Source organism: Bacillus sp. B28 (genome assembly GCF_029536185.1).
Classification (GTDB): Bacteria; Bacillota; Bacilli; order Bacillales; family Bacillaceae; genus Bacillus; species Bacillus halotolerans.
Map to the genome: position 1 here is coordinate 3677682 of NZ_CP120511.1, position 23737 is coordinate 3701418.

Consider the following 23737-nt stretch of genomic DNA (forward strand, 5'->3'; position numbering starts at 1 on the left):
TGAAGCGTCTTTTTATTTCTTCGCCATATATTTATTTAAAAACGAATCGGCGGTTGAAACCTGTGTTCCTTGATAATAGTACTTCACAATCTCATCAACTGTTTTGCCCTCTTTCGCCATAAAATTGGCTCCATACTGGCTCATTCCCACACCGTGGCCAAAGCCTTTTGTGGTAATGGTAATGGTGTCTCCGTTTCGTTTCCATTCAAAATCAGCTGAATTGAGGCCAAGCTTTTCGCGTATGTCCCTTCCTTTCAGCGTCTTGCCGTTAATGACGGCTGTTGCCACCTGATGGCCCGGTGTCTCTCCGGTAATTTTTCCGATTGTATTTGACCCATTCAGCTGGACGCCAAGCTTTTGTTCAAATTGCGCCACTGTAAAGGTTCTGGTGGCCTTATACTTCGGAGACTTTTTATCCCAAGAGCTTTTAACGCTTTTTAAATAAGGAATGGCACTTGTCCAATATGCTTCCGCATTTTCTGTATAGCCGTTGCTTGTGGAGAAAAAGGAGGCTTCAATCGGCTGGTTGTTGTACGTTAAGATTTTGCCTTGCGTACTGGCAACCGCATCTGTGATTTTTTTCAGCTTTGCTTCATAATCTGCGCCCCACTGTTTCTTCAGCTCCGCTTTGCTTTTGTACACCTGAAACATCTGAGTATCATCCACCAGCGAGCCTTTAGGGGCCTCTACTGCAGAATTTGAAACCATCAGTCTGACAATAAACGTTCTTGCGGCGAGAGCCTGAGCCTTCAGCGCTTCAGGTTCAAAGGTAGCTGGCATTTCGGAGGCGACGACTCCGATGACATACTCTTCAAGCGGAATATCTTCTACGGATTGATTGGCGGTTCGATAGACTGGAATAGAAACAGGCGATGCTTTCAATGTTTCCGCTCCTTTTGATTCTTGTATCGTGTTGACTGCTGTCTTTCCTGATTCTCCTCTGGTCCCGGCTTCTTTATTATGCTGAAACGGGATCACTAAGAGTGTGGGGACCAAGAGAATCAATGCACATAGTACGGATAGTGTGATTGCGAATTGTTTCATATTCAGCTGCCTCCTGCTCGGGATTCGACTCTAGTCTAGTCTATGGGCAGGGACAAGCTAATATGACTCTCCTTTTGGACAGAAACTTTATTTGTCATTTACGTATTCTTTTTTGCTATTTTGCGCATAATGATGATAATACACTAAAAATAAAAAAACAGTATGCCAGAATGACATACTGATTTTCAATCCTTTATGCGTTTAAGTCTGAGACAACTTCTTTGCTTTCTTGCTCAGAAGCAGACTCATCGTTTACACGTTCGATGTCTGCGCCAAGACCGGCAAGCTTCTGATGGAAATCAACATAACCGCGGTCTAAGTGTTTCAGTTCAGTAACACGTGTATGACCTTCAGCCACTAACCCCGCAAGAATCAACGCTGCGCCTGCACGCAAGTCAGTAGCTGCAACTTCAGCTCCTTGAAGCTGTACAGGGCCGTTAATAATCACAGAACGACCTTCAATCTTGATATCACCATTCATACGGCGGAATTCTTCCGCATGCATAAAACGGTTTTCAAAAACAGTTTCCGTAATCATGCTTGTGCCGCTTGCACGAAGCAGAAGCGCCATCATTTGTGACTGCATATCAGTCGGGAATCCAGGGTGAGGCATTGTTTTAATGTCGATCGGTTTCAGTTCTTTCGGACCGATCACACGAAGGCCTTCTCCTTCATCCTTAATCGTAACACCCATCTCTTCCATTTTTGCGATTAAAGAAGTGAGGTGTTCAGGAACCGCTCCTTTAACTAAAACATTTCCTTCAGTGATTGCAGCGGCAACCATGAATGTGCCCGCTTCAATACGGTCAGGTATAATATGGTGTCTTACGCCGTGAAGCTTGTCGACTCCTTCAATTTTAATGGTGCCGGTGCCCGCTCCGCGGATTTTTCCGCCCATGCCGTTGATATAGTTTGCTAAATCAACGATTTCAGGCTCTTTCGCCACGTTCTCAAGCGTTGTTGTTCCTTCAGCTAAAGCAGCTGCCATAATCAGGTTTTCTGTTGCTCCCACACTTGGGAAATCCAGATAGATTTTTGCGCCTTGCAGACGGCCTTTTACTTCAGCTTCAATGAAGCCATTACCGACTTTAATTTCTGCGCCCATTGCTTCAAAACCTTTTAAATGCTGGTCTATTGGTCTAGATCCAATTGCACATCCGCCTGGAAGCGCTACTCTTGCATGACCTGTACGCGCAAGAAGCGGCCCCATGACAAGCACAGACGCACGCATTTTACGCACATATTCAAAAGGTGCTTCAGTTTGCAAAGCGTATGAAGCATTTACAGTGACTTCATTATTCTCAAAATGCACATCTGCTCCTAAATGACGCAACACTTCATTAATTGTATATACATCGGAGAGCGTAGGTACATCACAAATTACGCTTTTTTCTTCACTTGCTAATAAAGATGCAGCGATAACTGGTAAAACGGCATTTTTAGCGCCTTCAACTTTGACTGTGCCGTTTAACTTTTGACCGCCGCGGACGATGATTTTTTCCAAGGTATTCCCCTCCGCGTCCCTAAATTCTCTATATTAATATTCAGTCGTAACGATTGGTGTGCCAACCGTAACGATATGTTTTCCGCCCATTCCTGCACTTCTAAGTGCAATTTGCAAATTCATTTTATGTTCTGAGGTCATGATAGACTCTTTCCACTCATCTGTATACGCAGAAATAGAAACGAAACTTGGCTCAACTACATGTTCAACAGATCTTGCTTGAAATTCATTTAATAACTGATTTGCTTTTTTTTGCAAAACAATATCCATATTATCATCTAAATGACCATTTAGACAAGTAAAAATAACTACTTTTTCTTGGAATATCCCGAGTGCCTGCCGTTCAAACTGTTCATATGTATCATTCCAGCTAATCGGTGTCTCAAGACTCATTTGCTCATATAATAAATACGAAGTTGGGTTGTGTTTTTTGAGGGTTGTGACAAGCTGCAGTTTAAAAGAAGTATGATTTTTTTTGTCAGTATACGTGCCAATGGCCTTTACTATTTGGTCTTCCTGTGCAAGTGCCCAATTATATTGACGATACTCTGATTTTAAACGTTGCACTTTTTGATAAAATTCTTTTTCGGTCAGAGACATATTTTGTTTTGCATGCAAAGTCCACTTATCAATTGACACATTCTGGCGTTCCATTCCCTCTGCAATTTGTGCTAATGGCGTTAACTCACTCGCATGAATCGTATGGAAAACAGCAATGACGAAACTTAATACAACAGATACTATAATAGCATAGCTTACTTGTTTTTTCTTCATTATGATCTCTCCCCCCTAATCTCCAGTTTTACCGGAGGCAAGGGGTGCCATACGTGGAATTCTTCGTCAAAACTCGCGTGATTACAGGAAGCGATTTAACCCGCTTCCCCAGCCATTCCCATGTTTTCGGCAATCAAAACCTATCAAAATAAATAGGGAAGCTGCTGTGAATAATTAAGGTAATCCAAAAAGAAGTTTCCGACAGTCGTTCCGATTGCAATGGTCAGCAAAATCATTAGAAGTCTTGCCTGCAGGACTTTGCCTTTTCTGATTAACGGATCAATATTGACGGCTTGCAGCGCCCACCAAGTGACCGCGATAAAAATCAAGTGAACGATAATGCCAATTGCAGCCTGCTGTCCCAATACACTCATCTATACGCACTCCTTTCATCCATTCTCCGCTTTATACCCTTTCTTATTATATAAGAAGAAGAGATAAAGATGATACATTTTATACAGAACGGAATATTCATCCAAAACTAGGGCTAATCCCCGCTTAAACAGCGGCTCTTTTGCATGGTATACTTTTTTGGAAAGGAGCTGGCAATTATGAATCATTCATTTTTTCAGCCTGAAAAGCAATATGGTGAGGACTTGCCTGTATTTGAGCAGGAATGGGAAGCAATTGCATTCTATTATGATTATAGACAGTCACAGATTGAAGAACTGAATGAATTGTGTCAGTTTTATAACATTTCTCTCACCCAAACGAGAGAAAGCCTCGAAGAACTTGAACATCTTTATTTTCAAAGCATACAAGAGCTTTTGCTTGCTGATTGGAATCTTCCTATTGAAGAATTCGAGAAGATGATCAGTGTTTATCTTATAGATTGTGTGATTGCCCATCACGAAGATGCCGAATGGATCGTAAAGCCTTATCCGTATACAGACGGGGCTTATACAATGGGCTTTAGAAGGCACCGTAAATCATGGCATACCGTGAATTGCTGTGACCGTTTATACTTGCGTCAAAAAGAGAGTCAGCCGCTGCTGTCACTGTTTGATTCTCTTGTGCAGTCATAAAAAAATCCTTCTCTTAATGAGAAGGATTTTTTTATTATTTCCCTGCTACATCCAATCTGTTCAAAGCCCGCTGTAATGCAAGCTCAGCCCGACGAATGTCAGTATCATCTGATTGAGAATTCAAACGCTCCTGCGCCCGCTGACGTGCAGCTTCAGCGCGCTCTTTATCGATGCCTTCCGCTGTCTCAGCAGTTTGGGCAAGGATGGTCACCTGATCAGGACGTACTTCTATAAATCCGCCGCTGACGGCAACCAATTCAGTCTGTCCGTCTTTTTTCAGACGAACAGCGCCGATTTTAAGAGGAGCCACGGTTGGAATATGACCTGGCAAAATACCGAGATCGCCGCTTTCGGCTCTCACACTCACCATTTCGATATTCGCATCGTATACTGGGCCGTCGGGAGTAACGATATTGACTTGAACGGTCTTCATGCTTTTACCCTCCTAGGACCAGTTTAAACTTCTACACCCATTTCTTTTGCTTTCTCAATAACTTCTTCGATACGGCCTACAAGACGGAACGCATCTTCAGGAAGATGGTCGTATTTGCCGGCTAAGATTTCTTTGAAACCTTGAACCGTTTCTTTTACAGGCACGTAAGAACCTTTTTGTCCAGTGAACTGTTCAGCCACGTGGAAGTTTTGAGAAAGGAAGAACTGAATGCGGCGTGCGCGTTGAACGACAAGTTTATCTTCGTCACTCAATTCATCCATACCGAGAATCGCAATGATATCCTGAAGCTCTTTGTATCGCTGAAGCGTTGATTGAACTTCACGGGCTACCGCATAATGCTCTTCTCCGACAATTTCTGGAGCGAGGGCGCGTGATGTAGAAGCCAACGGATCAACCGCAGGGTAGATACCCATCTCAGTTAACTTACGCTCAAGGTTTGTTGTCGCATCCAAGTGAGCGAACGTCGTTGCCGGCGCCGGGTCAGTGTAGTCATCGGCAGGCACGTAGATCGCCTGGATAGATGTAACGGATCCAACGTTTGTAGACGTGATACGCTCTTGAAGCTGACCCATTTCAGTTGCAAGCGTCGGCTGATAACCAACCGCAGAAGGCATACGGCCAAGAAGGGCAGAAACCTCTGAACCCGCTTGTGTGAAACGGAAGATGTTATCGATGAAGAACAGTACGTCCTGTCCTTGCTCATCACGGAAATGCTCAGCCATTGTAAGACCTGTCAGTGCAACACGCATACGTGCGCCCGGCGGCTCGTTCATTTGTCCGAATACCATGGCTGTTTTGTTGATTACGCCAGAGTCGCTCATCTCGTAGAAAAGGTCGTTCCCTTCACGAGTACGCTCTCCTACGCCGGCGAATACAGAGATACCGCCGTGCTCTTGCGCGATGTTGTTGATCAATTCCTGGATTAATACGGTTTTACCTACACCGGCACCGCCGAACAATCCGATCTTACCGCCCTTGATATATGGAGCAAGCAAGTCAACAACTTTAATTCCTGTTTCAAGGATTTCAACTTCTGTTGAAAGCTGATCAAATGAAGGAGCCTGTCTGTGAATCGGGTCCTTCTTCGCATCTGCAGGAACCGGCTCATTTAAATCAATATTTTCTCCGAGTACGTTAAATACACGGCCCAGTGTCACATTACCAACCGGAACTGAAATCGGCGCTCCCATATCGACAGCTTCCATTCCGCGCTGAACACCATCCGTAGATGCCATTGCGATTGTACGGACTGTGTCATCGCCTAAATGAAGAGCGACCTCAAGCGTTAAATCAATACCTACTTCGTTTTCACTTCCAGCCGGCTGTGAAATTTTAATCGCATTATATATTTCAGGTAAGTGACCGTCTTCAAAACGTACGTCGACAACTGGTCCTAATACCTGGCTAACGCGTCCTTTCTTCATCGCTATCCCTCCTGACAAAATCTTTCTATTCTAAAGCGGCTGCTCCGCCGACAATTTCCGTAATTTCTTGTGTGATCGCTGCTTGGCGAGCGCGGTTGTAAGAAAGCGAAAGTGAATCGATAAGATCCTTCGCATTGTCTGTCGCGTTTTTCATCGCCGTCATTCTTGCAGCATGTTCACTTGCTTTACTGTCAAGAAGCGCACCGAAGATTAAGCTTTCTGCGTATTGAGGAAGCAAAACCTCCAGAACCTCCTCTTCAGACGGTTCAAATTCATAAGACGCCGTTCTTTTTCCGCCGCCGCCCAAATCAGATAGCGGCAGAAGTTTTTTCTCCGTCACTTCTTGAGAAATGGCGCTGACATAATGGTTATATACAAGGTGCAATTCATCAAATGCACCGTCTATAAACATTTGAATCGTTTGACGGGCAAGGTCCTTAATTTCTGAAAACGACACTTCGTCTCCAAGTCCTGTTAACTCGGAAATGATCGGAATGTCGCGTTTTTTAAAGAAATCACGGCCCACTCGTCCGATAACGATCACTGCATACTCATCCTTAGACTGATGACGTTCTTGAATGGCCTGATAAGCACTTCGTAAAACCGAACTGTTAAAAGCGCCAGCAAGACCGCGGTCAGATGTAATAACGAGGTATGCCGTCTTTTTCACTTCTCTGCTGAGAAGCATCGGATGTTTCGCGCTGCCGGATACTTTTCCGACATTTGATACAACCTCTTGGATCTTATCCATATAGGGCACAAATGATTTTGCATTGTTTTCAGCACGATTCAGCTTAGCTGCAGATACCATCTGCATGGCTTTTGTAATCTGGCTCGTTTTTTTCGTTGACGTGATCCTTGACTTAATATCGCGTAATGAGGCCAAAGATTTCACCACCTTTTCTCTTCATTTGCGTAAAAAGAGAGAAAAAGAGAACCTTTTTCTCTCATCAGCATTCGAGTTAGTTGCTTGGTGCAAATGTGCGTTTGAAGCCTTCGATTGCAGCAGCGAAGTCTTCATCAGCAGGAAGGTTCCCTGTTTTTGCAATTCCGTCAAGCAGCTCTTTATGGTTTTGGTCAAGGTACATGTAGTACTCTTCTTCAAAACGTCTGATGTCCGCTACAGGAATATCATCAAGATATCCTTTTGTCAGCGCATAAAGAATGGCTACCTGTTTTTCAACCGGAAGCGGCTTATTCAGATCCTGCTTCAGTACTTCAACTGTGCGCGCACCGCGGTTCAGTTTCGCCTGAGTCGCTTGGTCGAGGTCAGATCCGAATTGAGCGAATGCTTCCAACTCACGGTATGATGCAAGATCAAGACGCAATGTTCCTGATACTTTTTTCATCGCTTTGATTTGCGCGGAACCGCCGACACGTGATACAGACAATCCGGCGTTGATCGCTGGGCGTACGCCTGAGAAGAACAAATCAGATTGCAGGAAGATCTGTCCGTCGGTGATGGATATAACGTTTGTCGGGATATACGCTGAGATATCTCCGGCTTGAGTTTCTACGAACGGCAGAGCTGTAATTGATCCTGCGCCTTTCGCGTCGCTAAGCTTTGCTGCACGCTCAAGCAGACGGGAATGAAGATAGAATACATCCCCCGGGAACGCTTCACGGCCTGGCGGACGGCGAAGAAGCAAGGACAGCTCACGGTAAGCAGCCGCTTGTTTAGAAAGATCATCGTATACAACAAGAACGTGCTTGCCATTGTACATAAATTCTTCTGCCATTGTAACCCCTGCATACGGAGCAAGGTACAGAAGCGGTGCCGGCTGTGACGCAGACGCCGTTACAACAATTGTATAATCAAGCGCGCCGTGCTTACGCAATGTTTCTACTACGCCGCGGACTGTAGATTCTTTTTGACCGATCGCTACATATACGCAGATCATGTCTTGGTCTTTTTGGTTTAAGATCGAATCGATCGCAACAGATGTTTTACCTGTTTGACGGTCACCGATGATCAGCTCACGCTGGCCGCGGCCGATCGGAATCAGTGCATCAATTGCTTTAATACCAGTTTGAAGCGGTTCATGAACGGATTTACGGTCCATAACACCAGGTGCCTGGCTTTCGATCGGACGTGTTTTGCTTGTGAGGATCGGGCCAAGTCCGTCCACCGGCTGACCTAACGGGTTCACAATACGGCCGATTAATTCTTCACCGACAGGAACCTCCATGATGCGGCCTGTTCTTTTTACTTCGTCCCCTTCACGGATCTCTGTGTAAGGTCCTAAGATAACGATACCTACGTTTGATTCTTCAAGGTTTTGAGCCATACCCAAAACGCCGTTTGAAAATTCAACAAGTTCACCGGCCATACAGTTGTCAAGACCGTGTACACGAGCGATACCGTCACCGACTTGGATGACTGTACCTACGTCATGAACTTCAATTTCAGATTGATAATTTTGTATTTGCTGTTTTATCAGCGTGCTAATCTCTTCAGCTTTGATGCTCACTTAGGTTTCACCCCTTCTATCGATTTTCCCCGGCAAGTTGACGTTCAATGCGCTGAAGCTTTCCGCTTACGCTGCCGTCAAAAATCCGGTTTCCAATGCGGACTTTAATGCCGCCTATTAAATCCGTCTGCACTTCATTTCTGATTCTCAGTGAAGCGACTCCGGCTTTTTTTGCAAACACTTGTGATAATGATGAAATTTCCGCATCCGTCAGCGGTTTAACTGAATATACAATCGCGTCTTCTGTTTGACGGGCCTCGTTTGCGAGTTTCACAAACTCATCTGTGAGATCAGGCACAATTGATGCCCGGTGACGGTCAATCAAAAGAAAAATCGTATGGAGCACGGACTGTGATAAAGATCCAAAAGCGTTTTGGATGAGTTCTTTTTTCTTTGCGCCCGGCACCTTCGGATGGTTTAACACATCATTTAGCGCTTTTTCATTTTGAAATACTTCTTTTACAACTTTTAGCTCTTCTTCTACCTGATTGAGCTGAGAGGACTCATTGGCAATATCGAAAAGAGCTGATGCATATCGTTTAGAGACAGCTGATCCACTCATCGGCTTTCTCCTACCTCTTTAAGATAGTCCTGGATCAATTTCTCTTGAGCCTGTTCATCCAGTTCTTTTTCGATCACTTTCGACGCAATCATGACAGAAAGAGACGCTACTTGCTCACGGAGAGCAGAAACCGCCTGTTCTTTTTCCTTCACGATTTCAGTTCTGGCTGCTTCTTTCAGACGTTCAGATTCTGCACGCGCAGCCTGAATAATCTCTTCTTTTTGGTTCTCTCCCAGTTTCTTCGCGTTTTCGATAAGCGTTTGGGATTCCTGTCTTGCTTCTTTTAACATAGCGCGCTGCTCGTCAATAAGCTGCTGCGCTTCTTTATTTTTTTCTTCAGCAGACGTAATTTCTCCAGCGATATGATCTTCACGCTGTTTCATTATGTTTAATAGCGGCCCTAAAGCGTATTTCTTCAGAAGCGCTAATAAAATTAACATAGCTAACAGTTGGAACAGGATATCTCCGCCGTTAAACGACAGTCCTAGTTCAAGTGGTAATTGAGACATCTACTACGGCAACTCCCTTCTGCAGGTTTTTCTTTGCTGATCCAGCAGCCGCACTTGTCTCTTTTCAGCCGGCAAGGCGGGATGCTTATCAGACATAAAGCAATGGCGAAGGTTCTCTTGGAATGATCTTCGCCATTTTTAGTTCATATAAGGCTTTTATGCTTAGCCAAAGAACGCTAAGAATGCGATAACGACAGCGATAATAGGAAGGGCCTCAACTAATGCGATACCCATGAACATAAGCGTTCTAAGTTCTTTACCTGCCTCCGGCTGACGGGCGATCCCCTCTACCGTACGTGAAACAATCAAACCGTTACCAATACCTGCACCAAGTGCGCCTAAACCAATTGCAATCGCAGCTGCTATTAAATTCATGAAAAAGTTCCTCCTTTAAAATGTTATCCGTTTGGATATAATGTTTTAATGATCATTACTGATTTTATGAGACATGTACACCATCGTCAGCATCGTAAAAATAAACGCCTGGATGGCACCTATAAATAAACTGAATGCCTGCCATGCCAGCATCGGCAGAATGGCACCGATTGTACCGACAAGTCCGAGAACCACGCTTTGCGAATAGAAGCTTGTCGCTAATCCCGCAAGCAGGCCGAGAAGAATCTCACCGGCGAAGATGTTACCGTAAAGCCGCAAACCGAGAGTCAGCGTATTCGCAAACTCTTCTATGATTTTCATCGGGAGCATGAACGGAACAGGTCTTAAATACTCCTTGGAATATTCCTTGAGCCCTTTCATCTTTACACCATAATAATGGGTTAAAGCGACGACCATTACGGCAAGCGTTAATGTAATGGCAGGATCGGCTGTCGGAGATTTCCACCAGAGCTCATGTCCGATTGTGACAGAGAACGGCAGCCCCAGCATATTCGACACAAATATGTACATCAGCAATGTGACACCAAGTGCCAAGAAGTTAGCCCCTGTTTTCAAATCCATTGTACTGCCGATAATATTGCGGACAAAATCAACAATCCATTCCATAAAGTTCTGGGCTTTTCCGGGACGGATCGAAAGCGTTCTTGTGGTAAGGATGGCAATCAATAACACGATCACACTCGCCACAGTAATCATCAGAATGTTTGTCAGATTAAAAGTAAGTCCTAGAAATTCAATAGTTCTGTATTCATGATTCAAAGGGTTTTCACCTCTCTTCCATTGATGAACGTTTAAGCTGGATAAAGGAATCTATCATAATGACAGGATAAATTGTCATTAATCCAATAACTGTACTTGCCATATGAAAATGCTCGGGATATTTATAGGCGACAGCCGCAGCAAGAATCGCATTGCACCACCGCGCTGCGCTCCCAAGGGATCGTATGGACTTGCCTTTCGCAACGGCCCTGTCAAAAGCATTCATTCTTCTGACGAGCAGTAAAAAATTAAACAAACTGAAAACAGTTCCCAGAATAAGGCCTAAAAAAACGGTTTTATACGCTGTTAAACCATAACCCAGTACATACGCTGCCAAAATGAACAATAGATATTTTCGTTGTCTGCTAAATTGTAGCTTGGGATCGTCCATCAACTATCTGTCTCCTGATGAAAAAATAATATATTTCTTGGATACGGCAAAATCAGCGGTTAACCCTAGTAGAAGACCTTTTTTGTCCGGCAAAACGGGCCTGTTCGAAAAAATCATTCATCCGCAAGCCTTGCAGGGATGCTGTTTCATTCGCTTGAATAAATCCTCATAAAACGGGTTTTCTGGGAGGATTTACATTGGGGATGAGGACTATAATGAAAGCTATGAAAACCTTCTCATAATACCCTCGTTTAGCATACAATAGCCCCTAACATGTGTCAATCTGTTTAAAGTTAAAAAACTTTTTATACTGTAAGCCTCCACAGAATGTTCACATTTTCACCTATAATTGTATAGAGATTCACCGAATAGCAAATAACTGGATAACATAAAAAAGAAAACCCGTTGGCGGGTTTTCTTTTTTATTTTGTTCCGAACATACGGTCTCCTGCGTCTCCGAGACCCGGAACGATATAACCTTTTTCATTTAATTTTTCATCAAGCGCCGCTATGTAAATATCCACGTCAGAATGATGCTTCTGCAATTCTTCCACACCTTCAGGCGCAGCTACAAGACACATGAAACGAATGTTTTTCGCACCGCGTTTTTTCAGGCTGTTAATCGCTTCAACTGCGGAACCGCCTGTGGCCAGCATAGGGTCAACCACGATGAATTCACGCTCTTCCACATCAGAAGGAAGCTTCACATAGTATTCCACGGGTTTTAAGGTTTCAGGATCACGGTACAGACCGACATGTCCCACTTTTGCCGCAGGGATCAGTTTCAAGATGCCTTCAACCATTCCTAAACCTGCTCTGAGAATAGGAACAACCCCGAGTTTTTTCCCTGAGATGACTTTTGATTTCGCAGTCTGAACCGGTGTGTTGATATCCACTTCCTCTAGAGGGAGATCACGGGTAATTTCAAACGCCATAAGTGTAGCTACTTCGTCTACAAGCTCTCTAAAATCCTTCGTGCCTGTCTCTACATTCCGAATATATGTCAGCTTGTGCTGAATTAAAGGATGATCAAATACATAAACCTTTCCCATACTGTGTTTCAGCTCCTTTTTTATTGTCCCATCGACAATTTCACACTTCTATTGATTCTACAAAAAAAGACATTGAGTTTCAAGGAACATCGTCAAAAAACCCGCCGGGCATAAGCCCGAGCGGGTTTTTCAATCTTAGTAATCTAATTCTTTATATAGAGGGAACTTGCCAGTCAGAGCAGCTACGCGCTGTCTTGCTTCTTCAAGTTTTCCTTCATCTTCGTGGTTTTTCAATGCAAGCGCAATGATGGCACCGACTTCATCCAATGCCTCTCCGTCAAAACCGCGGCTTGTCACAGCAGCTGTTCCGAGACGGATACCGCTTGTTACGAACGGTTTTTCAGGATCGTATGGAATCGCGTTTTTGTTTGATGTAATCCCGATTTCATCAAGCACATGCTCTGCAACCTTACCTGTCAGTCCGAGAGAACGAAGATCAACCAGGATGAGGTGGTTGTCAGTTCCGCCTGAAACGAGCTGAATGCCCTCTTTTGTTAATGATTCTGCAAGACGCTTCGCGTTTGAAATCACGTTTTGTGCGTATGTTTTGAAATCATCGCGCAATACTTCGCCGAATGAAACAGCTTTTGCGGCAATTACGTGCATCAGCGGTCCGCCTTGAATGCCAGGGAAGATGGACTTATCAATTTTCTTGCCGAACTCTTCACGGCAAAGGATCATACCGCCGCGAGGTCCGCGAAGTGTTTTATGTGTCGTTGTTGTCACGAAATCAGCGTAAGGAACCGGGTTTGGATGAAGGCCTGCCGCAACAAGTCCTGCGATATGCGCCATATCCACCATAAAGTAAGCGCCGACTTCATCAGCAATTTCACGGAATTTCTTGAAGTCGATTGTACGAGGATACGCACTTGCTCCTGCCACGATTAGCTTAGGCTTGTGAGCGAGGGCTTTTTCACGCACGTCATCGTAATCAATATGTTGAGTTTCTTTATCTACGCCGTACTCAACAAAGTTATATTGAACACCGCTGAAGTTAACTGGACTTCCGTGTGTTAAATGACCGCCGTGGGAGAGGTTCATCCCAAGTACAGTATCGCCTTGTTCCAAAATCGTGAAATAGACAGCCATGTTTGCTTGTGCGCCTGAATGAGGCTGAACGTTTACATGCTCCGCTCCAAAGATTTCCTTCGCGCGGTCACGAGCGATATCTTCAACGACATCGACGTGCTCACATCCGCCATAATAGCGTTTGCCAGGATATCCTTCAGCGTATTTGTTTGTTAAAACAGAACCTTGTGCTTCCATAACCGCTTCACTTACAAAGTTTTCAGAAGCAATCAATTCGATCTTAGTCTGTTGGCGTTCACGCTCATTTTTAATGGCGTTAAACACCTGTTCGTCTTGCGCAGGTAAATGTTTCATCAGCGAGATCCTCTCCTATCCGTATCCTGTTCTTTGTTTTTACCACCACTATTGTACATGGTTTTTTAGGCCGATGTAAAAGATTATTTTCAAAAAAACGAAAATTTTATTGGCAAAAACGAATATTTATAACTTAAATTTAATTTAAAGTTCGGAATTTATTTCAGCAGCGAAAATTAAAGAAAAGACTGGCCCATGCAGTCCTTTCTCATTCACACTCATAAACTGCCCGCATTCCGCCGATCAGCTTTGGCCGTGTGCGCGCCAATGTCACATGGGCAGCACCGAGACTGTTCTGAGAAATGCGTACAGGAACAGCAACCTGCTTTAAGTGCATGCCGATAAACGTGTCGCCTATATCTATTCCGGCATCTGCCTGAATGGTTTCTACCAGAACAGGAGACTTCATTTGCTTAAACGCATAAGAAGCCATCGCCCCGCCCGCTTTTGGAACAGGTACAGCGGAAACGGCCGGAAGCCTGAACAGCTCGGCCGTTTCTTCCTCCACTACAAGCGCTCTGTTTAAATGCTCGCAGCATTGAAACGCCAGATGGATTCCCGTTTTTCCCTTCAGCTCTGCAAGTCCGCTGTAGATGCTTTCCGCGATGTCTGTACTGCCCGATGTGCCGATATGGCTGCCGGCCACTTCGCTTGTGCTGCATCCAAGGACAAAGAGCTGATTTTCTTTCAATCCCGCTTTGTCCTGAAACTCTGACAGCATCGTCTTCCACGTTTGTGTGATCTCACTCATTGAGCAGCACCCCTACAGGTTTTTCTCTTCATAGTCCGAGATTTTTCCGATGCGGGTTTGATGTCTTCCGCCAGTAAATTCAGTGGTCAGCCAGATTTTCGCAATTTCACGTGCCAAACCGGGTCCAATCACCCGCTCGCCCATTGCGAGGATATTAGTATCGTTATGTTCTCTCGTCGCCTTTGCACTGAATGTATCATGTGCCAGCGCACAGCGGATGCCTTTGACTTTATTGGCGGAAATACTCATGCCAATGCCTGTCCCGCAAATTAAAATGCCTCTGTCCACTTCACCGTTTACTACTTTCTCGGCCACCGGAAAAGCATAGTCCGGATAATCGACAGATCCGCTGCCGCAGTCACAGCCCATATCAACATATTCAATTTGCAATTCGTCCATTAGATCCTTGATTTCGTTTCGAATGTGAACGCCGCCATGATCCGATGCTATGGCTACTTTCATCAGCTTTTCCTCCCAGCGTGTGTGATGCGGTCCGCCCGCTTTGTTGACCGCGCAGCCTGTCCGCTCATTGATTCACACCATATCGATGTGCTTTTCACTATATTCTACTCCTTCACGCAGGATTTGCAAATGACCTGTTTTCAGATTCTCTGACAAGTTATTTGCCGTCATTTTTCAATCGTTCTGCCAGCTGCCGAAGAAGCTCTTCAAGCTCATCTCTCGTTTTTTTGTAGATCTCAATGGGGCACCCAAACGGGTCTATAATATCGCCCCGGCTTCCTGTCACATATTCTTTTAGCGTAAACACTTTATCACGATAACGTTCGAATTGGCTGACGATAACCTGTTTGTGCTGGTGGGTCATTGCCAGAACCAAATCTGCCGATTCCATATGTTCTTCAGTTAATGGCGAAGAAACATGATTAAGGGCAATGCGCTTTTCAAAAAGCGCTTCGACCGCGTGAGGCGACGCTTTCCCGTTAGGTGAGGCAAATACGCCTGCCGAGCGGACGCTGACATCCAGCCCTTCCGCTTCTGCAATTGATTTAAAAAGCGCCTCAGCCATTGGACTGCGGCACGTATTTCCAGTACAGACAAAAATGATGTTCATGTCAGTCACCCCTTATTTTTTCTATTATATATGAAGAAAAAAGAAACGGCGACAGCGTTTCTTTTATTGGGATATTAAATTGGCAAAAGCAGCTTAAGGCCAAATACGATTAATATGGTCCCCCCAAGCGCCTCACTGTATGAGCCGAGCCAGGACTGCACTTGCTTTCCGATCAGCAGGCCCAGCCAAGTCAAAATCATGCTGAAAAGCCCAAACAGGGTAACGGTGAGAAGCGGATGCGAGCCGTATATTCCAAGGCTCAGACCGACGGAGAAACTATCGAGGCTGACGCCGACTGCAAATAACAATAAGCCAGGCCCAGCCGGTGACATCAAACGTTCTTCTGACTGTTTAAAAGATGCGATCACCATTTGAACACCGAGAACAAACAGCAGCGAACCCCCGATATATACGGCTACCATGCCGAGGAGCCCTGACAGCATATTTCCCGCCGCCATCCCTCCGAGAGGCATGATGACGTGAAAGAGACCGATAATGAATCCAATATAGATGATCTGCTTTTTTCTGAGTTTGACCATGCCCATTCCGAGGCCGACAGAAAAAGCATCCATACCTAAAGCAAACGCCATGATGCTTAAGGTAATCAGTTCGCCTATAAACATCTCCGACATCACATACATAACCCCCTTGGACACGCCCGCTTTTTTAGCCTATGCGTGTCCAAAAGGGGTTAGAACTTCTGACTGTGTCAGCGAATCACTCTTCCTCCGGCTGCTTTCATCAGCCTGTTCATAATAGCAAGTCCGACGCCTGTGTCAGGAAACGATTCTGCAATAATAAAATCAACCTTTTCTTCATCAAAACTGCGCAATGCATCATAAAGGGCTGCCGCTACTGTTTCAAGCTGATCTCTTCTGCCGCAGCTCTTCACATAGTCAGCCGAATAAAAATCCGCATTTTCTTCTGTCGTCAGGACGCCGACCCGTTTTCCGCCCTGCTGATATTCTTGAATAAGCGTTTGAATGCGCTCAGGGCTTCCTTCAGAAATAACAAGCGGCGCTGACGGCGCGTAATGTGTATATTTCATTCCCGGAGAAATCGGCTTCTCATTTTGATCAGCAAGCCCTTTATCCACAAGAATCGGTCCGATTTCGGCTTCTATTTGTTCTTTTGTAATGCCGCCCGGACGAAGGAGCACAGGGGTTTCTCCTGCACATGAAAGTACGGTTGATTCGACACCGATTCCCGTAGATCCCCCATCCATCAATCCCGCTATGCGGCCATCCAAGTCGTGAGCCACGTGTTCAGCCTTTGTCGGGCTTGGTTTGCCCGATAAATTAGCACTCGGCGCTGCAATCGGGAGACCCGCGGCACGGATGAGTGCCAGAGCCAGCGGATGATCAGGCATTCTGACGGCCACTGTATCCAACCCTGCTGTTACACGGGGTGACAGCGCACCAGGTTTACAAGGCAAAATCAGTGTAAGCGCCCCTGGCCAAAAGCGCTTCATTAATATTTTCGCCTTGTCTGGCGCCGGGCCTGTTAAACCGTCAAGCTGGCTGATATCCGCAATGTGGACAATCAGTGGATTATCACTCGGCCGCCCTTTCGCCTCATATATTTTTTTGACAGCATCTGTGCTTTTCGCATTTGCGCCGAGACCATATACAGTTTCTGTCGGAAACGCGACAACCTCATTTCCTCGGAGCAAAGCGGCTGCTTGTGCAATTTGTGGATCATTTGTGGATAACTCGTCCATTACATCCACAAACCATCTTTTCGTTTTCATTTCTGACCAAACTCCTTATTCACAACAATAAAACGATCGTTTTACGCGTGTAATCCTTTTGAAAGTATAAAAGATGTCCTGTAATAAAACAAGCGTTATCCACAAATTGTGGACAACGCATATAAAGAAGTGGATAAGTTTGTGTATAAATCTCACTTATCCGGATGTTTTTTTCATTAAGACGGCCCCTTCCGCTTGCCTTGATTCACAGAAGTGATCCGAGGCAAACAGCTCTTCCGGCACACTCTCCGCCCGTTCAAAGCCTATGGCCCCCAGGAAATCAGCCGAAGAATGCTGATTGGCTACCAAGTATACGGTTTTAATCTCATGCTTTTCACAAAGCACCTCCATGCTTTGAAAGAGCGATACAATATGACCTTGGTGAAGCTTGTCCGATATCACAAGTGAGCGAAGCAGGGCTTGATCGCAGCTGATTTTTTCGATCCCCAGACAGCCGGCTATGTTTTTCTCGCTGTCCTCCAGCATCAGAAACTGGGTGAACCCTTCCTTTACGCCCTCATGATTCGTTTTGGCCTGTTTTAAAAATTCCTCAAGTATGTCTCCATCCTTTTCCCTTGCCACCCGCAGTTGATAAAACATTCGTTCACCCCGTTTTCAGCGTTCTTTCTTCCAATCTATGAGGCAAATCTATTTTTAGACCTGGTGATTAAGAAAAAAGATCGGAAAACCATTCTACAACGAAGAATTTCACTTCTGTATTGTCTTCTTTCTCTTTCTCATCTTCTTTTTCAGCTTTCTCCGCTTTGGCTGTTAAGTCCTCAAGCGCTTTTTCCGTTTGTTTTTTTGAGGCTTCTTGATCTTCTTGTTCTTTTACAGCTTCCCCATTCGAAAAATCAAGAAAGCAGAGCGGCGGGAATAATACGCACCACCAATTGGCGCCTTCACCGTTTCCAAGCGTAATCAGAATGGCTTCGTATTCTCCAGCAGGATATACCATGCTGCCGTAAAGTTTTGTCGGAAATGAGATTTTGTCAAAATCAACAGATATTGATTGACTGGCGCCTTCTTTTTCCATGGTTTCTTTTGCAATTTCCTTGATCTCAGGCAGCTTTGAGCGGATCAAACGCCGCGCTTCTTCAATAGAAGTAATATCCTTGACCCATGTTGTGATTTCTTTATTGACGGCGTCTCTGATATGACGCTTTAATTCTTGGTCCTCGTCACGATCGCTGTTTGCCAATATTCTCAGGCGAATCGCCTCGTCCGGAATGACAACCGGCTCATTTTCAGATTGCTGTGCCGTCTCTTCTTTCGCCAATCCTACGATTGCCCCAGATAATAAAAGAAACATATATATACAAATGATAACTGTTTTTTTCATCAGTCCCCACCGTTCCTCTCCGTGCTTTGTATCTAGCCCTATTATGGACAAGGAACGTATGGAGTAAACCTGCAGCGGCAAAAAAATCTAGCAAGCTTTTAATCTAATTTATGGTACGATAGTGTTTTAGGAGGTTTAAAATGAAATATAATTACACAGTGCTGCTGTCAGCGTTCACGATGTCAGTTCTTTATTCGATTATTTACATTCATTCCTTTATTATAGCTGCTCTCGTAACGATGGCCTTTTATTTCTTATTTCCTTATTTACTATTCGCGCTGCCGCTTCAGATCATGATGAATAAAAAGCCGAAACGGTTCAGCCCTTTGTACTTGCTGTATTATCTTGCCGCGGCGTTTATCGCCAACGCGATCATCTTTGGCGTGCTGCAGCCTTCCGGGCAATCCCTGCTTCAAAATACAGCCTTTTACATCTTCGCTGTATTAACAGCTGTTGTCTACTGGATATGGGATTCTGTTTTGCTGCAAAAAAAGGAAGCCTCCTAAGGGCTTCCTTTTTCATTAGATCAAAACGGTCAATAGATAACATAGAATAGAAGGTATGGCAGCAACAAAGAAAGCAGCTGATATGTTCAACCGGGCTGTCCGGCCTTCTTTGGTTTCTGAATGATAATTCGCCCGCTGGTCGCTTCCGCTTACAGCTAAACCCGATGTCACAATGGCAAGCCCGATCAAAACAAGAGACGCAATGCCGAAAATGAATTCATAAGAAATGGCTTGCGCAAAAATAGAACCCACCATACTTTCAATGGCAATAAGTAAAATTCCTGCTGTCAGGGCCTTTTTCATCTTTTACATCCCCTTTGCTGGTGTTAAAACAGCTTGCTGGTCCCGTTCTTATCTCAACTCACCAGCAAGCTGCTTATTTATTCTTATGAATTACCGCGCATATGGTTCTGTCTTTTCCGTTAATATCCTTCAGGACTTCAACTTCCGCATCCTTAAACGCATGCAGAATCAGCTCTTTTACAGCTGCGCCCTGCTTCCACCCGATTTCAAAGACGACAAGCACGGTATTCTTCATGACCAGCGGAATGGCTTCCATAAACCGCTTATAAAATTTCAGCCCGTCTCCGCCGTCAGTGAGGGCATGCAAAGGTTCATGGAAACGGACAATCTCAGATAAATCGGCCATTTCTTCTTCAGAAATATAAGGAGGGTTTGAGACGATAATATCCGCTTTTTTCCCTTCCTTAATAAAGGGCTCAAGCAGGTCGCCTTGAAGAAAATGCACCTCCGCTCCGAGCTTTTCCGCATTGGCTGAAGCAACGTCCAGCGCCTCTTTGGAGATATCAATCGCTGAAACAGAAAAGTTTTTGTTTTCCAGTGCAAGCGTGACGGCTATTGCGCCGCTGCCGGTGCCGACATCTACCACTTCGAGCTGCTCTCCTTCAGAAAAGACACTTCTATATTTCTCAAGAAGATGGCAGACAACCTCTTCCGTTTCCGGACGCGGGATCAGTACATCATCATTCACCATAAATTCCCGTCCGTAAAAAAACTCTATTCCGATAATGTACTGAACCGGTACGCCTTCTTTGTGCATATCGACGTGGCGTTTAAAGCGATACAGCTCATCTTCACCGATCGGTTCCTGCAGGCTGGCGAGCAGCTTGCTTCTATCCATTCCGGTATCATAAAGCAAAAGCAGCTCAGCCGCATTTTCTTCTCTTCCCGCTTCCGTTAAATAAGAAGAAGCCCATTTCAGGGCTTCAAATATCGTCTTCATCTTAACTATCCGCCTGCTGAAGCTTGCTTGCCTGATCTTCTACAATCAGTGTTTCAACCACTTCGTCAAGTTTTCCTTCAAGAATCTGATCAAGCTTTTGAATGGTCAGGCCGATTCTGTGATCCGTCACACGGTTTTGCGGGAAGTTGTATGTGCGGATACGCTCAGAGCGGTCACCTGATCCGACAGCCGATTTCCGTGTTTGATCATATTCAGCCTGTGCTTCCTGCTGAAATTTATCGTAGATTCTGGCACGGAGAACCTTCATTGCTTTTTCTTTGTTTTTGATTTGAGATTTTTCATCCTGGCATGATACGACAACGCCTGTCGGCAAATGCGTCAGACGAACGGCAGACATTGTCGTGTTCACGCTTTGTCCGCCCGGTCCGCTTGAAGCAAACGTATCAACACGGATATCCTTCTCATGAATGTCAACCTCTACCTCTTCGGCCTCAGGAAGACATGCTACTGTTGCAGTAGAAGTATGAATACGGCCGCCTGATTCTGTTTCCGGAACACGCTGAACACGGTGAGCGCCGTTTTCATATTTGAGTTTAGAATATGCGCCGCTGCCCGTAATCATAAAGATGATCTCTTTGTAGCCGCCCGTTCCGGTTACACTTGCTTCCATGACCTCGGTTTTCCAGCCTTGAAGCTCGGCATAGCGGGAATACATTCTGTACAGGTTGCCTGCAAATAAAGCGGCTTCATCTCCGCCTGCAGCTCCGCGGATCTCCATGATAACGTTTTTATCATCATTAGGATCTTTCGGGATCAGGAGCACCTTCAGACGTTCTGACAGTGTTTCCGTTTCTTTCTGGAGTTCAGAAATCTCTTCCTTCACCATGTCGCGCATCTCGGCATCAAGCTTATCCTCAAGCATCGCTTTTGCATCAGCCAGCTGTTCTGACGCATCTCTGTATTGTCTATATACGTCAACTGTTTCTTGTATATCAGATTGCTCTTTGGAATATTCTCTAAGCTTTTTCGGATCGTTGACAACTTCCGGATCGCTTAAAAGCTCATTTAATTTTTCATATCGTTCTTCGATTGACTTTAAACGGTCTAACACGGTCTTCACCTCTGTTTTCCTGTGCGTAACATTCTCATTATAGTATAGGGACTATCGCCAGTCAAAAGCATTTCAATCCCAGTTAAAAAAGCCTCCTCTGCTATACTGAAAAAGAGGAGGGATCGTATTGCTTACATCCATACATCATATTGCAATCATATGCTCAGATTATGAAAAGTCGAAAGCTTTCTACGTACATAAGCTCGGTTTTCAGGTGATACAGGAAACATACAGAGAAGAGCGCGACTCCTACAAGCTTGATTTGTCGCTTAACGGCTCGTACGTCATTGAGCTGTTTTCGTTCCCTGATCCGCCCGCACGTCAAACCCGTCCTGAAGGTGCAGGGCTCCGTCATCTTGCCTTTACGGTCAACAACTTAGAACAGGCTGTTCAGGAGCTTCACGAAAAAGGAATCGAGACAGAGCCGATCAGGACAGATCCGCTAACAGGCAAGCGGTTCACCTTCTTTTTTGATCCCGATCAGCTTCCGTTAGAGCTGTATGAGCAATAACGGTTTTTGAAGAAAAAAGGGAGATGCCCACTTTCTTTGCCGAATCTTTTCTTGTTTTGTCTAATAGGAAGGGAACCGCTCCCCATGGTCGAATACCTAGCTAAAAAGGAGGTATGGGATCATGAATACAAATATGGTAGCAAGTGAACTCGGCGTCTCCGCAAAAACAGTGCAGCGGTGGGTGAAGCAGCTGAACCTTCCGGCTGAACGGAACGAGCTCGGACACTATTCGTTTACGGCTGAAGATGTGCAAGTCCTGAAATCTGTTCAAAAACAAATTTCTGAAGGCACGGCGCTTCAGGATATCAATGTGCCGCAAAGCAATAAGAAGCGCACAGGCTTCCTTGTCCAAAAAACAAACAGTGACACAGAGAAAAGAATCGAACAGCTCGAACAAAAGCTTGACACCTTATTACAGCAAAAACAGGATGAAAACGGGCTGCTGGCAAGAATTGAGGAACTGGAACGCCAGCTTAAACAAAAAGCCGATGAAGGCGTATCCTATCAGCTTCTGCAGCACAGAAGAGAAATTGATGACATTCTTGCTGATCTGCAATCACTGACCTCACAAATGAAAGAATTCACCGCTCAGCCGACCCCTGAGACTGCTGCTTCTTCCGAAAACATAAAAACAAGAAAAAAACCGCTGCTGTCACTGTTTAAATTTCAAACGTAAAGTAAAAAAGCTCCCCTTAAAGGGAGCTTTTTAGATTACGCAGTAAGCGCAATAATAATTGGAAGTGAAATCAATGACAGAATCGCACTGATCACAAACGCAGTCGCAGTTTCTTCCTCTTGTTTCTCGAAACGAGTCGCAATCATGGCTGCAACGGCAGAACCAGGGAATGCAACAAGAAGGATCGCTTTTGTTGTTTGGTCAGCTGGAAGTCCGACTGCAAGAGCAATCAGGAACATTAAAGCAGGCTGAACCGCAACTTTTAGTAACGCAATACCGATAGCCGGCAGACTGAGTTTAATTTTACGAATACCAACGGTAACACCGACAGCAAAGAGAGCAACACCAGATGTTGTGCTTCCAAGCTGATCAAGCATTTTAACACCCAGCTCAGGAAGAGTGAAATTGAAAACCAGCACTAAGATCATACTGATTAGCGGAGCAGCTGCAAGCGGCTCACAAAGACCATGCAGGATTGACTTTCCTGTCATCTTCCAGAAACTGTCGCCGCTCTCTTCGTTTTTCTTAGAAGACTCACCCACTGTAGCAATAATGATCGCAAGCGGATCAAGAATCGCATTAACAACAATACCTGTTACAGCGATCGGAATCGCAACCTCTTGCGCACCGAACAAGCTTCCCAATACAGGAATACCCATAAATGCGAATGTCGGCTGTGCAGAGTTCAAAGAAAATACGGATGAGTTCGTTAAATCATACTTAAAGACAAATCTGCAAACCAATAGAATGATGATATAGAAACCAACAATCCCGATAAGTAAAGAAACCATTAAAGGAACTTGTGATAAAAATTCACTTCTGGAAGTTGTCAAAATACCAGCGATAAAGTGAGCTGGAAGTGCGTATTTCGTTACTAACGTACTTACCCCTTTTGCTGACTTGGCATCATAACTTCCGAAATGTCCTGCAAACCAACCCAGCACGATAACAAAGAAGATCGGTGCCAGGAGGATTAAGATATCTAAGATGCTCAAAATATTCTCCTCCAAATCCTATGTCCGTATACTTTAGCTTTATTCAAAGCTTTCCCTCGGACAGAAAAATT

At 44.8% G+C, this 23737-nt stretch carries 30 protein-coding genes; 4 read left to right on the plus strand and 26 right to left on the minus strand.

The window, feature by feature from the left end; translation table 11 throughout:
* Nucleotides 1-12 precede the first annotated feature (12 nt).
* The 4 genes from spoIID to P3L57_RS18345 form a co-directional block, all read right to left on the minus strand.
* Nucleotides 13-1044, minus strand: coding sequence for a stage II sporulation protein D (gene spoIID, locus P3L57_RS18330; RefSeq protein ID WP_059292354.1), 1032 nt, complete (start codon nt 1042-1044; stop codon nt 13-15).
* Nucleotides 1045-1237: 193 nt separating this feature from the next.
* Nucleotides 1238-2548: a UDP-N-acetylglucosamine 1-carboxyvinyltransferase gene (gene murA, locus P3L57_RS18335; protein ID WP_024123156.1), complete on the minus strand. Its 1311-nt coding sequence runs from the start codon at nt 2546-2548 to the stop codon at nt 1238-1240.
* A gap of 33 nt (nt 2549-2581) precedes the next feature.
* Nucleotides 2582-3322 (minus strand): YwmB family TATA-box binding protein, encoded by a 741-nt coding sequence (locus P3L57_RS18340; protein ID WP_024123157.1) that lies wholly within the window; start codon nt 3320-3322, stop codon nt 2582-2584.
* Nucleotides 3323-3465: 143 nt separating this feature from the next.
* Nucleotides 3466-3696 carry a DUF1146 family protein gene (locus tag P3L57_RS18345; RefSeq protein ID WP_024123158.1) on the minus strand — a complete coding sequence of 77 codons (231 nt, stop codon included), beginning with the start codon at nt 3694-3696 and terminating at the stop codon, nt 3466-3468.
* Between the two features lie 177 nt (nt 3697-3873).
* Between P3L57_RS18345 and P3L57_RS18350 the strand changes: the two genes are divergently transcribed.
* Nucleotides 3874-4347, plus strand: coding sequence for a hypothetical protein (locus tag P3L57_RS18350; protein ID WP_044159725.1), 474 nt, complete (start codon nt 3874-3876; stop codon nt 4345-4347).
* Between the two features lie 34 nt (nt 4348-4381).
* Here the strand turns inward: P3L57_RS18350 and P3L57_RS18355 are convergent, their stop codons facing one another.
* The 18 genes from P3L57_RS18355 to spoIIR all read right to left on the minus strand — a co-directional run bounded on the left by P3L57_RS18355 (nt 4382) and on the right by spoIIR (nt 18663).
* The gene (locus P3L57_RS18355) at nt 4382-4780 is read right to left on the minus strand and encodes a F0F1 ATP synthase subunit epsilon (protein ID WP_010332228.1); all 399 of its coding nucleotides are present in this window, start codon (nt 4778-4780) and stop codon (nt 4382-4384) included.
* Nucleotides 4781-4803: 23 nt separating this feature from the next.
* Nucleotides 4804-6225 carry a F0F1 ATP synthase subunit beta gene (gene atpD, locus P3L57_RS18360; RefSeq protein WP_024123162.1) on the minus strand — a complete coding sequence of 474 codons (1422 nt, stop codon included), beginning with the start codon at nt 6223-6225 and terminating at the stop codon, nt 4804-4806.
* 25 nt (nt 6226-6250) lie between these two features.
* Nucleotides 6251-7111, minus strand: coding sequence for an ATP synthase F1 subunit gamma (atpG, locus tag P3L57_RS18365; RefSeq protein WP_010332230.1), 861 nt, complete (start codon nt 7109-7111; stop codon nt 6251-6253).
* Between the two features lie 76 nt (nt 7112-7187).
* Nucleotides 7188-8696 (minus strand): F0F1 ATP synthase subunit alpha, encoded by a 1509-nt coding sequence (gene atpA / locus P3L57_RS18370; protein ID WP_044159727.1) that lies wholly within the window; start codon nt 8694-8696, stop codon nt 7188-7190.
* A 16-nt stretch (nt 8697-8712) separates the two neighbouring features.
* Complete coding sequence (locus tag P3L57_RS18375; protein ID WP_024123165.1) at nt 8713-9258, minus strand: F0F1 ATP synthase subunit delta; 546 nt, start codon at nt 9256-9258, stop codon at nt 8713-8715.
* Nucleotides 9255-9767, minus strand: a complete 513-nt coding sequence (gene atpF / locus P3L57_RS18380; protein ID WP_024123166.1) for a F0F1 ATP synthase subunit B — start codon at nt 9765-9767, stop codon at nt 9255-9257. The genes P3L57_RS18375 and atpF overlap by 4 nt, the downstream gene beginning before the upstream one ends.
* Before the next feature lie 162 nt (nt 9768-9929).
* Nucleotides 9930-10142 carry a F0F1 ATP synthase subunit C gene (gene atpE / locus P3L57_RS18385; RefSeq protein ID WP_003151167.1) on the minus strand — a complete coding sequence of 71 codons (213 nt, stop codon included), beginning with the start codon at nt 10140-10142 and terminating at the stop codon, nt 9930-9932.
* Nucleotides 10143-10187: 45 nt separating this feature from the next.
* Nucleotides 10188-10922: a F0F1 ATP synthase subunit A gene (gene atpB / locus P3L57_RS18390; RefSeq protein WP_024123167.1), complete on the minus strand. Its 735-nt coding sequence runs from the start codon at nt 10920-10922 to the stop codon at nt 10188-10190.
* Nucleotides 10923-10929: 7 nt separating this feature from the next.
* Nucleotides 10930-11313, minus strand: coding sequence for an ATP synthase subunit I (gene atpI / locus P3L57_RS18395; RefSeq protein WP_010332235.1), 384 nt, complete (start codon nt 11311-11313; stop codon nt 10930-10932).
* A 422-nt stretch (nt 11314-11735) separates the two neighbouring features.
* Nucleotides 11736-12365 (minus strand): uracil phosphoribosyltransferase, encoded by a 630-nt coding sequence (gene upp / locus P3L57_RS18400; RefSeq protein ID WP_003235778.1) that lies wholly within the window; start codon nt 12363-12365, stop codon nt 11736-11738.
* Between the two features lie 135 nt (nt 12366-12500).
* The gene (gene glyA, locus P3L57_RS18405) at nt 12501-13748 is read right to left on the minus strand and encodes a serine hydroxymethyltransferase (protein WP_044159736.1); all 1248 of its coding nucleotides are present in this window, start codon (nt 13746-13748) and stop codon (nt 12501-12503) included.
* Nucleotides 13749-13956: 208 nt separating this feature from the next.
* Nucleotides 13957-14499 (minus strand): TIGR01440 family protein, encoded by a 543-nt coding sequence (locus P3L57_RS18410; protein WP_069486796.1) that lies wholly within the window; start codon nt 14497-14499, stop codon nt 13957-13959.
* A gap of 12 nt (nt 14500-14511) precedes the next feature.
* Complete coding sequence (rpiB, locus tag P3L57_RS18415; protein ID WP_024123169.1) at nt 14512-14961, minus strand: ribose 5-phosphate isomerase B; 450 nt, start codon at nt 14959-14961, stop codon at nt 14512-14514.
* 157 nt (nt 14962-15118) lie between these two features.
* The gene (locus P3L57_RS18420) at nt 15119-15571 is read right to left on the minus strand and encodes a low molecular weight protein arginine phosphatase (protein ID WP_277617459.1); all 453 of its coding nucleotides are present in this window, start codon (nt 15569-15571) and stop codon (nt 15119-15121) included.
* 74 nt (nt 15572-15645) lie between these two features.
* A complete protein-coding gene (locus tag P3L57_RS18425) occupies nt 15646-16203 on the minus strand; it encodes a manganese efflux pump MntP (RefSeq protein WP_059292692.1) in 558 nt (185 codons plus the stop codon).
* A gap of 77 nt (nt 16204-16280) precedes the next feature.
* Nucleotides 16281-17321 (minus strand): L-threonylcarbamoyladenylate synthase, encoded by a 1041-nt coding sequence (locus tag P3L57_RS18430; RefSeq protein WP_069486795.1) that lies wholly within the window; start codon nt 17319-17321, stop codon nt 16281-16283.
* A gap of 156 nt (nt 17322-17477) precedes the next feature.
* Entirely contained in the window at nt 17478-17921 is a 444-nt protein-coding gene (locus tag P3L57_RS18435) for a GNAT family N-acetyltransferase (RefSeq protein ID WP_044159743.1), read from the minus strand.
* Nucleotides 17922-17988: 67 nt separating this feature from the next.
* A complete protein-coding gene (spoIIR, locus tag P3L57_RS18440; RefSeq protein ID WP_059335137.1) occupies nt 17989-18663 on the minus strand; it encodes a stage II sporulation protein R in 675 nt (224 codons plus the stop codon).
* 140 nt (nt 18664-18803) lie between these two features.
* Here spoIIR and P3L57_RS18445 point away from each other — a divergent pair, with 140 nt between their 5' ends.
* Nucleotides 18804-19169 carry a UPF0715 family protein gene (locus P3L57_RS18445; RefSeq protein ID WP_044159746.1) on the plus strand — a complete coding sequence of 122 codons (366 nt, stop codon included), beginning with the start codon at nt 18804-18806 and terminating at the stop codon, nt 19167-19169.
* Nucleotides 19170-19184: 15 nt separating this feature from the next.
* Here P3L57_RS18445 and P3L57_RS18450 read toward each other — a convergent pair whose 3' ends face one another.
* From P3L57_RS18450 to prfA, 3 genes are all read right to left on the minus strand, one after another.
* Nucleotides 19185-19472 carry a DUF5316 family protein gene (locus tag P3L57_RS18450; RefSeq protein WP_044159749.1) on the minus strand — a complete coding sequence of 96 codons (288 nt, stop codon included), beginning with the start codon at nt 19470-19472 and terminating at the stop codon, nt 19185-19187.
* A 73-nt stretch (nt 19473-19545) separates the two neighbouring features.
* Nucleotides 19546-20412: a peptide chain release factor N(5)-glutamine methyltransferase gene (gene prmC, locus P3L57_RS18455; protein ID WP_059292348.1), complete on the minus strand. Its 867-nt coding sequence runs from the start codon at nt 20410-20412 to the stop codon at nt 19546-19548.
* Nucleotide 20413: 1 nt separating this feature from the next.
* Nucleotides 20414-21484, minus strand: a complete 1071-nt coding sequence (prfA, locus tag P3L57_RS18460; protein ID WP_044159752.1) for a peptide chain release factor 1 — start codon at nt 21482-21484, stop codon at nt 20414-20416.
* 121 nt (nt 21485-21605) lie between these two features.
* Here prfA and gloA2 point away from each other — a divergent pair, with 121 nt between their 5' ends.
* Entirely contained in the window at nt 21606-21995 is a 390-nt protein-coding gene (gene gloA2, locus P3L57_RS18465; RefSeq protein WP_175422399.1) for an SMU1112c/YaeR family gloxylase I-like metalloprotein, read from the plus strand.
* Nucleotides 21996-22116: 121 nt separating this feature from the next.
* On the plus strand, nt 22117-22671 hold the full coding sequence (racA, locus tag P3L57_RS18470; RefSeq protein ID WP_044159756.1) for a chromosome-anchoring protein RacA: 555 nt from the start codon (nt 22117-22119) through the stop codon (nt 22669-22671).
* 35 nt (nt 22672-22706) lie between these two features.
* Here the strand turns inward: racA and P3L57_RS18475 are convergent, their stop codons facing one another.
* On the minus strand, nt 22707-23666 hold the full coding sequence (locus P3L57_RS18475) for an AEC family transporter (protein ID WP_059335139.1): 960 nt from the start codon (nt 23664-23666) through the stop codon (nt 22707-22709).
* Between the last annotated feature and the right edge of the window lie 71 nt (nt 23667-23737).